At 42.2% G+C, this 16,686-nt stretch carries 12 protein-coding genes; 6 read left to right on the top strand and 6 right to left on the bottom strand.

All coding sequences use genetic code 11. The features are described 5' to 3' along the window. Window positions 1-215: 215 nt before the first annotated feature. Window positions 216-1,829, bottom strand: coding sequence for a RagB/SusD family nutrient uptake outer membrane protein (locus J0X14_RS03615; RefSeq protein ID WP_207096384.1), 1,614 nt, complete (start codon window positions 1,827-1,829; stop codon window positions 216-218). Window positions 1,830-1,840: 11 nt separating this feature from the next. Further along, on the bottom strand, window positions 1,841-4,930 hold the full coding sequence (locus J0X14_RS03620) for a SusC/RagA family TonB-linked outer membrane protein (protein ID WP_207096385.1): 3,090 nt from the start codon (window positions 4,928-4,930) through the stop codon (window positions 1,841-1,843). A 374-nt stretch (window positions 4,931-5,304) separates the two neighbouring features. Between J0X14_RS03620 and J0X14_RS03625 the strand changes: the two genes are divergently transcribed. Genes J0X14_RS03625 through J0X14_RS03635 form a run of 3 tightly spaced genes read left to right on the top strand, consistent with a single transcriptional unit; the run spans window position 5,305 to window position 10,556 of the window. Next, on the top strand, window positions 5,305-6,324 hold the full coding sequence (locus J0X14_RS03625; protein ID WP_207096386.1) for a LacI family DNA-binding transcriptional regulator: 1,020 nt from the start codon (window positions 5,305-5,307) through the stop codon (window positions 6,322-6,324). A 57-nt stretch (window positions 6,325-6,381) separates the two neighbouring features. Then, a complete protein-coding gene (locus tag J0X14_RS03630) occupies window positions 6,382-8,688 on the top strand; it encodes a glycoside hydrolase family 65 protein (RefSeq protein WP_207096387.1) in 2,307 nt (768 codons plus the stop codon). Next, the gene (locus J0X14_RS03635; protein ID WP_207096388.1) at window positions 8,685-10,556 is read left to right on the top strand and encodes an alpha-amylase family glycosyl hydrolase; all 1,872 of its coding nucleotides are present in this window, start codon (window positions 8,685-8,687) and stop codon (window positions 10,554-10,556) included. The genes J0X14_RS03630 and J0X14_RS03635 overlap by 4 nt, the downstream gene beginning before the upstream one ends. A 49-nt stretch (window positions 10,557-10,605) precedes the next feature. Here the strand turns inward: J0X14_RS03635 and J0X14_RS03640 are convergent, their stop codons facing one another. Continuing rightward, window positions 10,606-11,025 (bottom strand): hypothetical protein, encoded by a 420-nt coding sequence (locus J0X14_RS03640; RefSeq protein ID WP_207096389.1) that lies wholly within the window; start codon window positions 11,023-11,025, stop codon window positions 10,606-10,608. 191 nt (window positions 11,026-11,216) lie between these two features. Here J0X14_RS03640 and J0X14_RS03645 point away from each other — a divergent pair, with 191 nt between their 5' ends. Next, a complete protein-coding gene (locus J0X14_RS03645; RefSeq protein ID WP_242527903.1) occupies window positions 11,217-11,969 on the top strand; it encodes a glycerophosphodiester phosphodiesterase in 753 nt (250 codons plus the stop codon). Next, the gene (locus J0X14_RS03650) at window positions 11,969-13,240 is read left to right on the top strand and encodes an NAD(P)/FAD-dependent oxidoreductase (RefSeq protein ID WP_207096390.1); all 1,272 of its coding nucleotides are present in this window, start codon (window positions 11,969-11,971) and stop codon (window positions 13,238-13,240) included. Before J0X14_RS03645 ends, J0X14_RS03650 begins: the two co-directional genes overlap by 1 nt. A gap of 1 nt (window position 13,241) precedes the next feature. On the opposite strand, the gene J0X14_RS03655 is transcribed toward J0X14_RS03650, so the two are convergent. Further along, on the bottom strand, window positions 13,242-13,970 hold the full coding sequence (locus tag J0X14_RS03655) for an MIP/aquaporin family protein (protein ID WP_207096391.1): 729 nt from the start codon (window positions 13,968-13,970) through the stop codon (window positions 13,242-13,244). Between the two features lie 38 nt (window positions 13,971-14,008). Next, complete coding sequence (gene glpK / locus J0X14_RS03660) at window positions 14,009-15,508, bottom strand: glycerol kinase GlpK (RefSeq protein WP_207096392.1); 1,500 nt, start codon at window positions 15,506-15,508, stop codon at window positions 14,009-14,011. A 61-nt stretch (window positions 15,509-15,569) separates the two neighbouring features. On the opposite strand from glpK, the gene J0X14_RS03665 reads away from it, so the two are divergent. Next, window positions 15,570-16,112, top strand: coding sequence for a DUF1697 domain-containing protein (locus tag J0X14_RS03665; RefSeq protein WP_207096393.1), 543 nt, complete (start codon window positions 15,570-15,572; stop codon window positions 16,110-16,112). Between the two features lie 63 nt (window positions 16,113-16,175). Here the strand turns inward: J0X14_RS03665 and J0X14_RS03670 are convergent, their stop codons facing one another. Further along, window positions 16,176-16,652: a TspO/MBR family protein gene (locus tag J0X14_RS03670; protein WP_207096394.1), complete on the bottom strand. Its 477-nt coding sequence runs from the start codon at window positions 16,650-16,652 to the stop codon at window positions 16,176-16,178. Between the last annotated feature and the right edge of the window lie 34 nt (window positions 16,653-16,686).

Genomic DNA, 16,686 nt, shown 5'->3' on the forward strand with positions numbered 1-16,686 from the left:
ACAAGCCAATATCTTCCTCTCATATCATGCGTCAAAAACGGAGTTTAATATAGTTATTTCCATAGGAAACAAGGATATATCAACGATTAATGTTTGTCAAAAAAAGGGTTAATTTTTGACTAATATAGTATTGTATATGGGGCGATTGTTAAACAGGAAAGGCCGCCAATTGGCGGCCTTTCCTTATGTATATAAACAGCTTAAACTATGTTTGCTTAGTAGCCGGGATTTTGAACCAAATTTGGGTTCAAAATTATCTGTGTAGCTGGAATTGGAAACAATTGACGATCAGAATTATTGACGGCATTAGCATCCTTAAACTCCCAATCACGCGTATATTGCCCAAAGCGAATCAAGTCATTTCTTCTCCAACCTTCAATATATAGCTCTCTTCCTCTTTCATCAATCAAATCTTGTTCGGTAACGGAGCCAAGCGGTGCAGCACCTCTAATGGTTCTTAGTTCATTCACCATGGCAGTTGGGTCACCTGTACTACGCATCATAGCTTCGGCTTTCATAAGGTGTGCATCAGAATATCTGAAAAATATGTTATGCTCTTTAAAAGCTCCGAACCTTGGATTGTATTTAATTACACGGATACCGGTAATTTCATTGTTCTCAACCAAACTTGCTTCTCCGGTGGCCGAATTTGTAAATTCTCGGGTGAAACTTAGGGGAGAGGTACCTCTATCGGTAAGTGGTGTTCCAGTTGGGCCATATTGCTGACCAATCAAGAACCCATTACCTATATTGGTTCCATCGGCAAATCCATCACCATTGTCATCTACAGTACCTGGTACTCCGGCAGGCTCTGCCATTGTGGGAACAAATCCTCGGCGCTCTTCTTGGCCACTACCTTGAACATTAATATTGGGGTCACCTTCAAAAAGGTCGTAAAATTCTGCAAGGGTACTAAAGCCATTCCAGCCACCAGCTTGTTCGGGAGTCGTATTGTTGTAATGAAGCCCGTTCCATATACGGTTTCCTATAGAAGTAGGAATGTACCAGATAGTCTCTGTATCTGCAGTTTCACGAAAGATATCGAAATAACCAGCTTGAAGCTCGTAACCTTCTGCGGCAATATCATCAACCAAGGAGATTACCTCGGCCATATCGCCAGCTGCTGGGGAACCTGAACCATTATAAATATGTCTATTTAAATGTACTTTAGCCTTTAAAAATCTTGCAGCTGCTTTGGTCGCTCTATCATTATCGCTCCCTGCAGGTGCAGATGGAAGACCTGAAATGGCATTATCCAAGTCGCTTAGAATCAATGCGATTGCATCTTCTCCAGTAAGTACTTCTGGGTCAGCCAATGGGTCAGCTTCGGTATCCCTAAAGGGAACTTGTCCAAAGTTATCCAGAATTACAAATACACCTAAAGCTCTTAGAAAAGAGGCTTGTGCCACTGTTTCGGCGGATGATGCCGACCTTGCATCTAGCACTTCACTGGCAGTAAGTTGTAATTCATTCCACTGGTTCCAAACTGTTGTAATGTATTGGTGGTCAGGCGTCCAACTGTGTTGGTGCAACTGTCTCCAGATACCATTGTCTCCCCAGTCAGATCCCCTTGTAGGGACCAACTGTTCTTCGGTGGTAACCTCGCTAAGGGCAAAAAGGTTAGCTTGGTCACCAATATATCCGTTCAATGAGTTGTACATTGCGTTTACAGAACTCGCAGCTTCCTCTGCTGTAGGCACACCCGAAAAGTTGGGTGTTAAGAGCGAATCTGTTTGTTCAACCTCCAAATCTGTACATGCAAGGATAAGGCCTAGTGTACAAACTGATAGTATCAAATGTTTTGTTAAGGGTTTACTATAATTTTTCATTGCAATTTTTTTTAAAATTTAGCATTTATACCTAAAGTAAAGGTCCTCGGTCTAGGGAAAGAAGTATAGTCGATACCTTGACTTGGTATTCCTCCTGTAACGTCACGTGCATCCGTAAATGATGCAGTAGAAGAAGATACTTCAGGATCAAGACCACTATAATCAGTAAAGAGTGCTAGATTCTGACCTGTAACAGAAAAGCGTAGACTTTTCAGTGCACCGCTTCCGCTTAGCGGCACATTGTAACCGATGCTTGCGTTCTGCCATCTTACGAAGTCTCCTTTTTCCAGATAAAGGGTTGAAACTTCTTGGGAAAGAAGTTGAAGTCCCTCTGGAGTTGAGTTTCTTGATGTTTCGAATGTAGGTCTATTCAAGAATGCATTTGCCGTATTGTTGTATACGGAAAATCCAAATTGTCCTGTAAAGAATGTAGAGACATCCCAATTTTTAACTCGAAGATTCAATGCCAAACCTGAGATTACGTCAGGTACAGCGTCTTCGTCAACGAAGTCCTTGTCATCAGCACTAAAACCATTTTCATCATACGTGGCCATATAGTATGAAAATATGGATCTTCCTTCACCCAAACGCTGTGCAAAGGCTCCAGTAAGTCCTGGGCCATTCAAAATACCAAAATTTGCGGTGGTTCCATTTAGTCCTTCAACGGTATTGTCATTGTATGAAATGTTAAAGGATGTTGAAAATGTTACGTCTGCCGTTTGAATGAAATCGTAATTAAGGGATAATTCAACACCTTGGTTGATCAATGTTCCATCTTCAAGGTTTTTGAAGGTGAAAGGATCAAATGCCGGTGCAGCCGCAGGCTGTCTGAACAAAAGATCCGATGTCTCTTTGCGGTAAAAATCAAGAGTTCCGCTGAAACGATCATTGTTGAAACCAAAGTCAACACCTATGTTGTAGTCCAAAGTAGACTCCCATTTCAAATCCGGATTTTGAACCGCGACTGTTTCAGTACCTGGCCTGTTGATACTACCATCGTTGTCAATAACAGGTCCGGCAAAACGTGTTCTTTTTAAATAGTTGGCATATCCTAAACCTTCTTGGTTACCGGTGACACCAACACTCAATCGCAATTTCAAGGTGGAGAATGCATCACCAATAAAATCCTCCTCGGTCAATTTCCAGGCAAAAGCACCAGATGGGAAATATCCATACTTATTATTGCCACCAAATCTTGATGAACCATCAGCTCTTAACGTAGCAGTAAATAAATACTTGTTGTTAAGAGAGTAGTTGATTCTACCAAAGAAGGATTGAAGCTCATCAGTATTGTCAAACTCATCGCCCCAAAGTGAGAGATAACCAGATCTCACGCCAGAAGGCAATGTGCTTTCTTCATCTAAAGTGGGCAAAATGCGGTTTACAAAAGTTGAACCGCTGTCATAGCCAAATTGTTGATATGGACCAACAATGGCATTTCTAGCCCCGTTGATAGCTCCAACCAGCAAATCTCCCATATTGTCTAAATTGGGGGTCGGGGATCCCCAACCTTGCGAATTGAAACCTTGCCTTCTAAAATCCTGGAAAGTATATCCCACAATTGCATCGATTGACGAATTGCCAAAATCCTTTTGGTAGCTCAACGTGGCTTCCAAAAGTTGGCTGGTAGCTTTCAAAGTGTTGTAGGCAGCTTGTCCGTTACCAGATACCCTGTCAAAATTGTTGATGTTCGGAGATATTACTGAAATAGCTTCTGCATCTGAATCATCATAACCGACGGCTACTTTGGCAGTAAGCTCATCCGTTACATCATATTCAGCCGAAAAATTGATTAAATAACGATCTGTGAATGTTTCAGATTGCCAATTGGCCAAATAGTTTGCAGGATTGATAAGGTTCCCATCAAGAAAAAAGTTTGGGTCAGCTGGCCAAGTGGGGTTAGCGGAGTACGCAGCACCGATTAAGTTACCACTGGCACCTGCAGAACCACTAATAGGTGGAGCTTCATCATTAACTCTTGAGGCGGAAGCTTGTAATGAAAGCTTTAGTTTGTCATCAAGGAATCTGTGATTTGCATTTATTCTTCCGGTGATACGCTCTTGGGAAGATTTTTCAATTACCCCAAATTGCTTTCCATATGAGAAGGTGGCCCTTACATTACCTGATCCATAATTATTGGAATAGGAAAGGTTTTGGTTTTGAGAGGCCACAGTTCTAGTGATATAATCTTGCCAATCTGTATTGTAACCAAAATCATTTCCATCTGCAATTTCCTGAGAACGGATAGCTGCAGTTTGTGTAAGAAATTCATCAGCATCAAAAAGATCATATTTATTGGCTGGTGAAGAGATACTTAGGTTAGAATTGAATTCCCAAACACCACCTTGTCCTGCTTTTCCCGTTTTAGTAGTAATGATAACAACCCCATTTGCACCTCGGGAACCATAGATTGCTGTTGCAGAAGCGTCTTTTAGGATAGACATGCTTTCAATATCAGATGGGTTGATAAAGTTAAGTGGGTTTCTGGTAGCATTGGTTCCATTGCTAATGTCACCGCCCTCTGGTGTGGTTGATTCTCCCGAAATAGGAATACCATCCACAACAAACAATGGGTTGTTGTTAGATCGAATGGAGTTGGCACCACGAATTCTAATGTTGATGCCGGCTCCGGGCTCACCACTGGATTGTGTAATTTGCACACCCGCTGTTTTACCTTGGATCAATTGTTCGGGAGATGCAATGACACCGCCGTTGAAATCCTCAGAGGTAACGGCAGCAACAGCTCCCGTTGCATCTTTTACGGTAGTTTGACCATAACCAATGATCACTACCTCATCCAACGCCTGGGCATCTTCCTCCAACGTAATGTCTATGGTAGATCTACCATTTACAGCGACCTCAACAGATTTGTATCCAATGTAACTGAATACAAGTGTAGCCGAATCGCCAATACCGTCCAATGTGTAATTACCATCAAAATCGGTTTGCGTACCATTGGTTGTTCCTCTAACCAATACGCTTGCTCCCGGCAATGGTCCGTTTGCGTCCGAAACAGTACCAGATACTGTCTGAGCTTTTGCTAAACTGAAGCATAAAAATGCCCCAAGCAGCAAAAGGCTTCTAAGTAGCGTAATCTTCATAAATAGTTAATTTTAAGTTTAGTTAATTTTAATTCAAGTGTTAAACATATACAAAAAAAATGTTAATCTAAATTTAAGCATATCGCAACATAGAGCGAAAACGGTTTCGTGTTGATAACTTTGTATTTGTAGAAGGTTGACAAAATTAATGTACGTATAACACTTATATCACAATATAAAGACAAATAAATAAGAAATATGCAATTTTTCCACTAATATAGTATTTTTATTTTTTAGCACCTATTAACGTTTTGATAAGAGTTTTTTTAACCGGCAACGTGTTTTTGTTAAAATGCATATTTTGGTCAAGCCTCTTTTCTTTATTACGTAATTTCCCGAACCCAAATCTTAGAATTAATTAGCAACACTATAAAGTGAAAATCACATTAAAAGATATTGCAAGAGAACTTGAAGTATCCATTTCAACAGTTTCAAAAGCACTGAAGAACAGTGAAGAAATCAGCAGGGATACCAAGGAAAAGGTACAGGCTTTTGCCAAACTCTATAATTACAAGCCCAACAACATTGCCATTAGTCTTAAAAATAAGAGGACCAAGAACATTGGCGTTGTTATTCCAGATATAGTACACCACTTTTTTACCACTGTTATTAGGGGAATTGAGAAATACGCAAATGCCAGAGGGTATAACGTAATAGTCTGTTTATCAGAGGAATCCTTTGATAAAGAAGTTATCAATATGGAAATGTTGGCCAATGGAAGTATAGACGGCTTCATTATGTCATTATCCTCGGAGACCCAACAAAAAGGGGACTATAACCACTTAAAGGAAGTCACTGAACAAGGAATCCCTGTGGTATTATTCGATAGAATAACCAATGAAATAGACTGTGATAAGGTAATCATTGACGATGAGCTCGGGGCCTACATGGCCACCCAAAAACTTATTGAGCAAGGCAGAAAAAAAATAGCATTGATCAGTACAGACGACTACCTAAGTGTGAGTAAAGCCCGTACCATGGGATATAAAAAGGCATTGACAGACAGTGGTTTGGGTGTGGACGAATCCAGAATATTGAAACTTCCTACCATGGAAATGGATGAAATGGGCATCAAAGATTTTTTCGAGGAACACCCAGAAGTCGATGCCGTTTTGTGTGTCAATGAGATTTTTGCGGTGTATAGCATGCGTCTAGCCCAAGAAAAGGGCCTTAAAATACCTGAAGATATCTCATTCATTGGCTTTACGGACGGCTTTTTGTCCAAATATGCCTATCCCAGCTTAACGGTAGTGGCGCAGCACGGTGAAAAAATGGGAGAGATTTCCGCCCAAATGCTAATTGATAAGGTAGAGGGGGAAAAAGGAGAGGAAGAGACCTTCCTGACCAAGACTTTGGAACCTACCTTGGTCATTAGGGATTCCATATTTCATTAAGTTTACAATGTCCTTATCATAAAGCTGCCTACATTTGCTTCACAATTTTGGTAAGCAATGAATCAAGACTACATAAAAGCACACCCTTGGTCCATTATAGAGGAGGGGTTTAGCAGCGAACAAGTAGAATCTTCTGAAAGCCTTTTCAGTTTAGGCAATGGAGCCATGGGTCAACGTGCCAACTTTGAAGAGCAATACTCGGGCGAAACGTTTCAAGGCAGTTATATTGCCGGGGTTTATTACCCAGACAAAACCCGCGTGGGGTGGTGGAAGAATGGGTATCCTGAATATTTTGCAAAAGTGCTCAATGCTCCCAATTGGATTGGGATTGGCGTGATGATCAATAATGTTCCGCTGGATTTGAACACCTGCAAAAAAGTGGAGCATTTCCGTCGCGAACTCAATATGCAGGAAGGTTGGTACAAGCGAAGTTTTGTCGCCACCCTGCCCAATGACCTGGAAGTAGCGGTTGACGTAGTTCGCTTCTTGAGCTTGGACCTGGATGAAACAGGTGCCATTCAATATAATCTACAAGTACTGAACTCGGATGCTGAGGTGGAGGTGGTCCCATATTTGGATGGTGGCATTAAAAATAAGGACACCAACTGGGACGATAAGTTCTGGAATATAACCAAAATTGCTTCGGAAGGAAATAGGGCTTTTATTGAATCCCATACCATGAAGACCAACTTTTCGGTCTGCACTTTTATGCAGAGTGCGTTGTACGTCGATGGGATTGAATCTGATATAGAACCAACGGCTGAAAAAGACGATGCATCCGTTGGTCATTCCTATATTATTGAGCTCGGAAAGGATGAAACCCTTACCTTGGTGAAGTTTGGAGGCTACACCGTTGATACAAATCATCCAAAGGATAAATTGCAACAAGCTGCCCATACCGTTTTGGACGAAGCTTCGCAATTGGGATTTGATACCCTCCTGCAAAAACAAAGAGAGGCTTGGGCCCAGATCTGGGAGATGAGCGACATTACCATTGAAGGTGATGTACAAGCGCAACAAGGTATCCGGTTCAATATTTTTCAGTTGAACCAGACATATTTGGGCAAAGATTCCCGTTTGAACATCGGCCCAAAAGGATTTACTGGAGAAAAATACGGAGGAAGTACCTATTGGGATACCGAAGCCTATTGCCTGCCTTTCTACATGGCCACCAAAAACCAAGATGTAGCTTGGAACTTACTAAAATATCGATACAACCACTTGGAAAAGGCCATCGAAAATGCGGAAAAATTGGGCTTTTCCAATGGAGCGGCGCTTTATCCCATGGTCACCATGAACGGGGAGGAATGCCATAACGAATGGGAAATCACTTTTGAGGAAATCCATAGAAATGGAGCCATTGCCTTCGCTATTTATAATTACCATAGATTCACAGGAGACTACAGCTACATCCCAAAAATGGGATTGGAGGTATTGATCGGGATAGCGCGATTCTGGCACCAACGGGTCAATTTTTCCGAAGAGAAACAGAAATATGTGATGTTGGGTGTTACCGGACCCAATGAGTACGAAAACAATGTCAACAACAACTGGTATACCAACTATTTGGCTAAGTGGTGCATTGCGTATGCTTTGGAACAACTCAAAATTGTCCAAGAATCCTATCCAGAAGATTACAAAAGAATTATCCAGAAAACCAACTTGACCCAACCCGAAACAGAAGATTGGGCAAAAGTGGCTAACAATATGTACTTCCCATTCTCGGAAAAGCATGGAGTCTTCTTGCAACAAGATGGGTTTTTGGACAAAAAAATGATTAAGGTCCAGGATCTGGACAAGTCCGAACGGCCCATCAACCAAAAATGGAGCTGGGACCGGATTTTACGCTCACCCTATATTAAACAAGCTGATGTGCTTCAGGGATTTTATTTCTTTGAGGGCGATTTTAGCCAAGAGGAACTGGAGCGTCATTTCGATTTCTACGAACCTTTTACAGTACATGAGTCTTCACTGTCACCCTGTGTGCACAGCATCCAAGCAGCCAAGTTGGGACGGATGGAACAAGCATACACCTTCTACCTCAGGACTTCCAGACTGGACTTGGATGATTACAACAAAGAGGTAAAGGAAGGGCTGCACATCACTTCCATGGCTGGGACTTGGATGAGCATTGTTGAGGGTTTTGGTGGTATGCGGGTATTGAACGATCAGTTGTGCTTTGCACCCAAGATTCCAGACCAATGGCAGTCCTATTCCTTTAAAATTAATTTTAGAAACCAGATTATTACCATACATGTTTCGGCAAAAGGAAATTCCTTTGAAATCACTGGAAATAAGCCGTTGAGTATTCAGGTTGATGGAAAATCGGTCAAATTGATTCCCGGAGAAACTACCAAAGCATGAAAACTATTCGGCTCATCACTTTCTTGATTGTGTTGGGCGCAGTATATTCATGTAAGGAAAACAGGAACGAAAAGCCCACCGAGCTGCTTATGAAGAAAAAAACCGTAGTCTATCAGGTTTTTACCCGACTATTTGGAAACACCAATACCACCAACAAGCCTTGGGGTACCATCGACGAAAATGGGGTCGGCAAGTTTGCGGATTTTACCGATAAAGCCTTGGGGGAAATTAAGGATTTGGGCGTAACACACATTTGGTATACCGGAGTTCCCCATCATGCCTTGATCAACGACTATACGGCGCATGGAATTTCCAACGATGACCCTGATGTGGTCAAGGGTCGTGCCGGTTCCCCGTATGCTGTTAAGGACTACTATAATGTTAACCCTGATTTGGCGCTTGATCCTTCAAATCGATTGGAAGAATTCAAGGCACTTATTGAGCGCACCCATAAAGCCGACATGAAGGTCATCATTGATATCGTGCCCAACCATGTGGCCCGAAATTATGAAGGAACCACCAATCCAGAAGGAGTGGAAGACTTTGGAGCTAGTGACGATACGAGCAAAGAGTACGATGTCAACAATAACTTCTACTATATTCCGGGAGAAGCGTTTAAAGTTCCTGAATGGCATAATGGCTATGAACCACTTGGAGGTGAAAAAAATGCATTGGCCGATTCTAAGTTTGAAGAAAACCCTGCCAAGTGGACCGGTAATGGCTCCCGATTGGCCCAACCCCATTTTAATGATTGGTATGAGACTGTAAAGGTGAACTATGGCATTCGTCCTGATGGAACCAAAGATTTTGAGGAACTCCCTGAAGAGCTTTGGACGAAGGACTACAAAGCTCACTATGAATTTTGGAGGGACAAAACCCTTCCCGATTCGTGGTACAAGTTCAAGGACATTGCCCAATATTGGCTAGATTTTGGTGTGGATGGTTTCCGGTTTGATATGGCCGAAATGGTTCCAGTGGAATTTTGGAGTTATCTCAACTCCAGTATCAAAATGAAAAATCCTGATGCTTTTTTATTGGCAGAGGTCTACAATCCTGATTTGTACCGAGCTTACATCCATATGGGAAAAATGGATTACTTGTATGACAAGGTCGACCTTTATGACAGCATCAAACATATTATGAAGGGTTACGGGTGGACGGACCATATCCCTGTGGTGCAGCAAAAAGTGGCGGATATTGAACACCACATGCTCCACTTTCTGGAAAACCATGATGAACAGCGTATCGCCAGCCCAGATTTTGTAGGTGATGCCAAATTGGCCAAACCTGCAATGGTAGTTTCGGCTACGATCAGCACCTCGCCGACCATGATTTACTTCGGACAGGAAGTTGGGGAACCCGGTGCAGAGGACGCCGGCTTTGGGAAACCTACCCGAACCTCCATTTTCGATTACATTGGAGTGCCCCATCACCAACGTTGGGTGAATAACAAGAATTTTGATGGTGGCCAACTTTCAAAAGAAGAACAGGATCTACGCGATTTCTACCAACGGCTTCTGAATTTTACCATTGAAAGCAGTGCTTTAATGGGAGAATACCAAGAAATCCATTATTATAATAAGGATCATACGGAAAGTTATGACCATAGGGTTTTTTCTTATGTACGGTGGTCGTCCAATGAAAAACTCATCATTGTTTCCAATTTTGATGCTAATAAGAGCTATAACTTCACCCTAAAGGTACCCGAAGATATCATTGCAAAGTGGCAATTGAAAAACAATGTATTTCAGCTTGAGGAAAAGCTCTATGGGCAGGTAGATAAGGTACTCTCTGTCAATAGCGGAAGGGGAGAAATACAACTGGAACTTCAACCCTTGCAATCTTATATTTTTAGTTTGAAGCCATAAAAAAAGCGGACTGCAATGCAATCCGCCTAAGTTTAAGGTGGTTATGATTTTATTCCTTTTTGGCTGTTTTTTGATAGACCAGGGAGATTACAACTCCAATAATGCCAAAGAAAGCGATATCTAGTATGGCCTCTACCACATGACCGGTCATATCCATAAAGTTGGCGGTTGCGTAATTTAGCAAACCCATGCCGAGCCCTATCAAAATACCGATCCACATTCCAAATTGAAAACCTTGTCCCATGGAATGGTGTCCTCTAGCCCATTTACTGTAAAGCGTACTCAATGCAAACACTGCAATCAAGTTTGCCAATGCAATAAGGCCCAAATTGGGAACCTCCTTCATGACACTGACAATCGTGTGCTGTTCAAAAAAATCTACTGTGGCCATACCCCAAATGAGGTATCCCAAGAAAAACATGACAATTGTACCGACCAAGGTGGCCAGTAAATTAGATTTTGAAAACATGTTGGTTTAATTAATTGGTTATTAATGTGATAAATATATTAAATAAAAATTATCAAATACATAAAATATACAATACAATATTATCAATATTGTTTTTTAGATAGGGTTTGAGCTTACTTTTTGATTTCTAAAAAAGGATTCTTTGTTTCGGTTTCAAATTGTATTTTTAGCATTCTTAAACAAAAAACAGGATGAAAAAAGGTTTGCTGTGGGCCTCCTTGGCCATTTTGCTTTTAAACAGTTGTGGTATGAAAGATTCAAAACCGTTGGTTATTGGTCATAGGGGAGCCATGGGCCATGAGACTGAAAATACATTGGTTTCCATAAAAAAGGCTATGGATCTAGGAGTGGATATGGTAGAAATAGACGTGTTTAGAATTGATAGTGGGGAAATTGCGGTTTTTCATGATAGAACTGTGGATAGGCTGACCAATGGTAGTGGTATGATAGAGGATTACAATATGTTTGCCATGAGACAACTGGTTGTTGAAGGCGGGCATAGAATCCCAATTCTTCAAGATGTTTTAAAGCTCATCAATAACCAAGTGGCCCTTAACATTGAATTGAAGGGATACAAAACGGCAGATAAGGTCAATCAAATTGTAAGCTACTATATTTCTGATAGGGGTTGGTCTCCCGATAACATCATTATTTCCAGTTTTATTTGGGATGAATTAAGGGAGATGCGAAAGATCAATCCAGAGGTTAAAATTGCCGTCCTTACCGAGGAAGACCCATTACAGGCCATTGAGGTCGCCAAAGAACTCAATGCGGTCGCTATAAACCCCAATTATACAACCCTGACCCAGGAAAATACGGACAAGATTCATGATGAAGACCTTAAGGTTTACACTTGGACCGTTAATGAACCCGAAGACATTCAACGAATGAAAGATTTTGGGGTGGATGGTATCATCACCAATTATCCCGAGCGTGCACATTGATGTTTGATGTCATTGTAGTGGGAGGCGGTGCTGCCGGATATTATGCGGCAATTCATATTGTGGAACAGGCACCGCACCTTAAAGTGGCCATTTTTGAACGGGGCAAGACCGTACTTTCCAAGGTAAAGGTATCTGGTGGTGGTCGATGCAATGTTACCCATGGCGAATTTGATCCCAGAGAGCTGATCACCAATTATCCACGGGGCGAAAAGGAACTTTTGGGGCCATTCCATACCCATGCCCCAATGGATGTCATGGCTTTTTTTGAAGATCGGGGTGTCTCACTCAAAATTGAAGACGATGGTCGTGTTTTCCCCCAAAGTGATTCTTCCCAAAGCATTATCGATTGTTTTGAAGCTGAAACCAAACGCCTCGGCATTAAAGTACTTAGAAATAGCGCGGTAAAACAGTTCCAAAAGCAGGGTGAAGGTTGGCAGGTCACCACTATGAACAAGCACTATCAAACCAAAAAACTACTGTTGGCCACGGGAAGCAATGCCAAAATATGGAATCAGTTGAAAGACCTAGGCCATACTATTGTTTCTCCGGTTCCTTCGCTGTTTACATTCAATATCAAGGACGAACGAATAAATGGAATTCAAGGGATTAGTGCTGATGTCTCGGTGGAAATTCCCCCAAAGCGCATTTTTACCAGTGACAGGGAAGATTTGGGCTTAAAAAGTGTGGTCAAGGACGAGCCGGTTTTGTGTTCCGAAGGCCCTATTTTGATTACGCACTGGGGATTGAGTGGTCCAGCTATTTTAAAACTTTCCGCATGGGGGGCCAATATTCTCCATGACTATAATTATGTCTTTCGGGTGAATGTGAATTGGACCCCAGAGTATACCACTGGATCTATGGAAGGTTTTCTGAAGAAAGTAAAGGAGGTGGAATCCAAAAAAACAGTAATGCGTACCCAAGCGGTGCAGCTTCCAAGGCGTTTGTGGACAAAATTGGTGGAGGCGGCACACATCACAAAAGATGAAAAATGGGCCGATATCACCAAAGAAAAATTGATCAATTTGGCCAAACAACTTACCGCCTGTTCCTTTCGGGTGGAAGGAAAAAGCACCTTTAAGGAAGAATTTGTCACCGCAGGTGGAGTCGATTTAAAGGAAATCAATTTCAAGACCTTTGAAAGCAAGTTGCACCCCAACCTCTATTTTGCTGGAGAAATCATAAATGTGGATGCCATTACCGGAGGGTTCAATTTCCAAAATGCTTGGACAGGGGCCTATTTGGCTGCCATGTCCATTGCTTCTCAAAGCTAAATCAATTTAAAAGCAGTGCAATCCCAGCAGCTAGAGCGGCCCCCAAAATGGGACCTACTACAGGAATCCAAGAATAGGCCCACCCATTGGATCCCTTATCTTTTATGGGAACCAAAGCATGCACAATTCGGGGTCCCATATCCCGGGCAGGGTTAATGGCATAACCAGTGGTGCCTCCCAATGATAAACCAATGCCCCAAACAATCAAGGCTACGGGAAGGGCACCCAAAGACCCCAACCCTATAATGGTGTTATCCGAGGAAATGGTGGCGTCCGTAAAATAAAGCACAGCGAATACAAGCACAAAGGTTCCCAAGATTTCAGTCAATAGGTTCAAAAACGTATTTGGAATAGCAGGAGCATTGCAGAAAACAGCCCTTTTGGCATCGCCATTGGGAGTGGCATCAAAATGATCCTTGTTCATCAACCAAACCGAAAAAGCTCCCAGCATGGCACCTATAAATTGGGCAATGATATAAGGGGCAATATCATTTAATGGAAATTCTCCCGCAACGGCCAGACCAATCGTCACAGCCGGATTGAGGTGTGCACCGCTATAAGGGCCAGCCACCACCACTCCAGTATAGACCGCAAAGGCCCATCCGGTAGTGATAACGATCCACCCTGAACCGGAACCGTAGGTTTTTTGTAAGGAGACATTGGCGTTTACACCGCACCCCAAGAGCATGAGCAAAAAGGTGCCTACAATCTCAGCAATAAAAGGAGTCATAGAAAATTGGGATAAAAGTTAATGGTTTGGTTTTTATATCATTTTGGGTTTTCTGTCCAATATTCCAATGCTTTTATGGCCTTATACCAACCTTGAATGCCTTTTTCAATGGTTTCTTGGTCGGTTGAAGGATTAAAATGCACATCGGCTTGCCAAATATCCTGAATTTCATCCGTACTTTTCCAATAATCAACGGCCAATCCAGCTAAATAAGCAGCACCCATAACAGTGGTCTCCACAATCTTGGGCCGCACAGTGATTGTATTCAATACATCAGCCTGAAATTGCATCAACATATCATTCACCGTTGCTCCGCCGTCTACCCGAAGCTCCTTGATTGATATTCCGGAATCGGCTTCCATGGCCTTTAAAATGTCCATGGTCTGGTAGGCAATGGATTCCAAGGTAGCACGAGCGATATGCGCATCGGTGCTACCCCGGGTCAGCCCAAAAATAGTTCCTTGAGCCCGTTGGTTCCAATGTGGGGCACCCAGTCCGGCAAAGGCGGGAACAAAATAAACTCCTTCGGAACTATCCACCGAGCTGGCCAATTTTTCCACATCGGATGATTTCTTAATGATTCCAAGACTATCCCGAAGCCATTGCACCACTGCTCCGGCAATAAAAATACTGCCTTCAAGGGCGTATTGGGTCTTCCCATTGATTTTCCACGCCACCGTGGTCAAAAGTTTGTTCTCGGAAACAATAGGTTTATCACCAATGTTCATCAGCATAAAACAGCCTGTCCCGTAGGTGTTTTTCACCATTCCTTTTTTGGTACACATTTGCCCGAACAGGGCGGCTTGTTGGTCTCCTGCAATTCCCGAAATCGGTATTTTGGAAGCAAAAAAATTAGGGCTGGTATGCCCGTAGACCTCACTGGATTGTTTTACTTTGGGAAGCATGCTTTTGGGAATGGTCAACAATTCCAAAAGTTCATCATCCCAGTCCATGGTGTTGATGTTGAACAGCATGGTCCGACAGGCATTGGTCACATCAGTGATATGGAGTTTGCCTTCGGTCATTTTCCAGATAAGCCACGTATCAATGGTTCCCAATACCAGATGACCAGCCTCCGCTTTTTCTCGGGCACCTTGCACATGGTCCAGAATCCATTTGACCTTGGTTCCTGAAAAATAGGAATCGATAACCAGTCCAGTCTTTTCCCGAATCATTTGGGATTTTCCTAGACTTTTCAATTCATCACAATAATCCGCCGTACGTTTATCCTGCCATACAATGGCATTGTAAATGGGTTCACCCGTATTCCTGTCCCAAACTACCACCGTTTCTCGTTGGTTGGTGATACCAATGGCGGCTATTTGCTCTCCTTTAAGCCCTTTTTTGCTGACAGCTTCGGCGGCCATTCCCGCTTGGGTAGCCCAGATTTCACTGGGGTCGTGCTCCACCCATCCGGGTTTGGGAAAAATTTGGGTGAATTCTTTTTGTGCGACGGAAATGATGCTCCCTTTTTGATCAAAGACCACAGCACGTGAACTTGTGGTACCCTGATCCAAGGCAAGGATATATTGGTTCATTTTAGTTAATTTAATGCGTTTGAATTTACTAAAATTAATCTGAGTAATTTCCTTGAAACTAATGAAGAAGACTTTTATAGCGCTTTTGCGAGGCATAAATGTGAGTGGCCAAAAGAAAATTAAAATGGCCGATTTACGGGAAACCTTGACTAAAAGTGGACTGGAAAATGTGCAAACCTATATCCAGAGCGGCAATATTATTTTTGATAGTGAAATTATGGACGTGAGCACTTTGGAACATACAATTTACAAAGCTATAGTACAAGATTTTGGCTTTGAAGTTCCCACTCTGGTAGTAAGTGGCAATGATATAAAAGAGGTTTTGGAAGCTAACCCGTTTGCTAAAAAAGAGGAGGAAAACAAATTGTATTATGTATTGCTCAAACAAGTTCCGGAAAAGGATTTGGTTGCTCAGTTTGAAGAGCTCACTTTTGAAAATGAAGATTTTCATGTTACGGAAAAATGTGTCTACCTGATGTGCCAAAAGGGATATGGCAATGCCAAGCTCAACAATAACCTCATTGAACGAAAATTAAAAGTGGAGGCCACCACCCGTAACCAAAAAACCATGCAAAAGTTACTGGAAATGACTCAACACGGATAGCTTGTACTTGACTCTTGACCCTGAACTTGAACTTGCTTTCTGAACTTGATACTTGAACTTTATTTAAGAATTCAGCTCCCAAATCCTGTAGTTGAGCACCGCGGCAAAACCGACCCAAAGTAAATAAGGAATCATTAAAAATGCAGCCGGTTTACTCACCACGTTGAACCATTTTATGGTCAATATGATCAATGTCATTAGCACCAATATGACCAAAAGGGCTGCAAAAGGATTTTTTAATCCAAAGAAAACAATGCTCCACAAAGCGTTGAGCAGTAATTGAAATACAAAATGGTACAGGGCTGTCTTCACCCAAACATGGTGATACCCCTTGGACCACACAATTCCAGCGGCTACTCCCATAAGAATGTACAACACGGTCCAGACAGGGGCAAAAAGCGTGTTGGGAGGGGTAAATTCGGGTTTGGCCAAGGTAGCATACCAATCATTTACCGAACTTTGCGTAGCAAATCCGGATAAAAACCCTATCAACAGACAAATAGCAACGCTTATGCCAATGTAAACGATTCTTTTTTTCATGGTTGGTGCAACTTCGTCTAAAATAAGAATTTAT

Source organism: Allomuricauda sp. CAU 1633, from assembly GCF_017313225.1.
Classification (GTDB): Bacteria; Bacteroidota; Bacteroidia; order Flavobacteriales; family Flavobacteriaceae; genus Flagellimonas.

Excerpts from the sequence above, each read along its gene's own strand:
- J0X14_RS03615 (WP_207096384.1), bottom strand. The coding sequence starts at position 1,829 with ATGAAAAATTATAGTAAACCCTTAACAAAACATTTGATACTATCAGTT.
- J0X14_RS03620 (WP_207096385.1), bottom strand. The coding sequence starts at position 4,930 with ATGAAGATTACGCTACTTAGAAGCCTTTTGCTGCTTGGGGCATTTTTA.
- J0X14_RS03630 (WP_207096387.1), top strand. The coding sequence starts at position 6,382 with ATGAATCAAGACTACATAAAAGCACACCCTTGGTCCATTATAGAGGAG.
- J0X14_RS03635 (WP_207096388.1), top strand. The coding sequence starts at position 8,685 with ATGAAAACTATTCGGCTCATCACTTTCTTGATTGTGTTGGGCGCAGTA.
- J0X14_RS03640 (WP_207096389.1), bottom strand. The coding sequence starts at position 11,025 with ATGTTTTCAAAATCTAATTTACTGGCCACCTTGGTCGGTACAATTGTC.
- J0X14_RS03645 (WP_242527903.1), top strand. The coding sequence starts at position 11,217 with ATGAAAAAAGGTTTGCTGTGGGCCTCCTTGGCCATTTTGCTTTTAAAC.
- J0X14_RS03650 (WP_207096390.1), top strand. The coding sequence starts at position 11,969 with ATGTTTGATGTCATTGTAGTGGGAGGCGGTGCTGCCGGATATTATGCG.
- J0X14_RS03655 (WP_207096391.1), bottom strand. The coding sequence starts at position 13,970 with ATGACTCCTTTTATTGCTGAGATTGTAGGCACCTTTTTGCTCATGCTC.
- glpK (WP_207096392.1), bottom strand. The coding sequence starts at position 15,508 with ATGAACCAATATATCCTTGCCTTGGATCAGGGTACCACAAGTTCACGT.
- J0X14_RS03665 (WP_207096393.1), top strand. The coding sequence starts at position 15,570 with ATGAAGAAGACTTTTATAGCGCTTTTGCGAGGCATAAATGTGAGTGGC.
- J0X14_RS03670 (WP_207096394.1), bottom strand. The coding sequence starts at position 16,652 with ATGAAAAAAAGAATCGTTTACATTGGCATAAGCGTTGCTATTTGTCTG.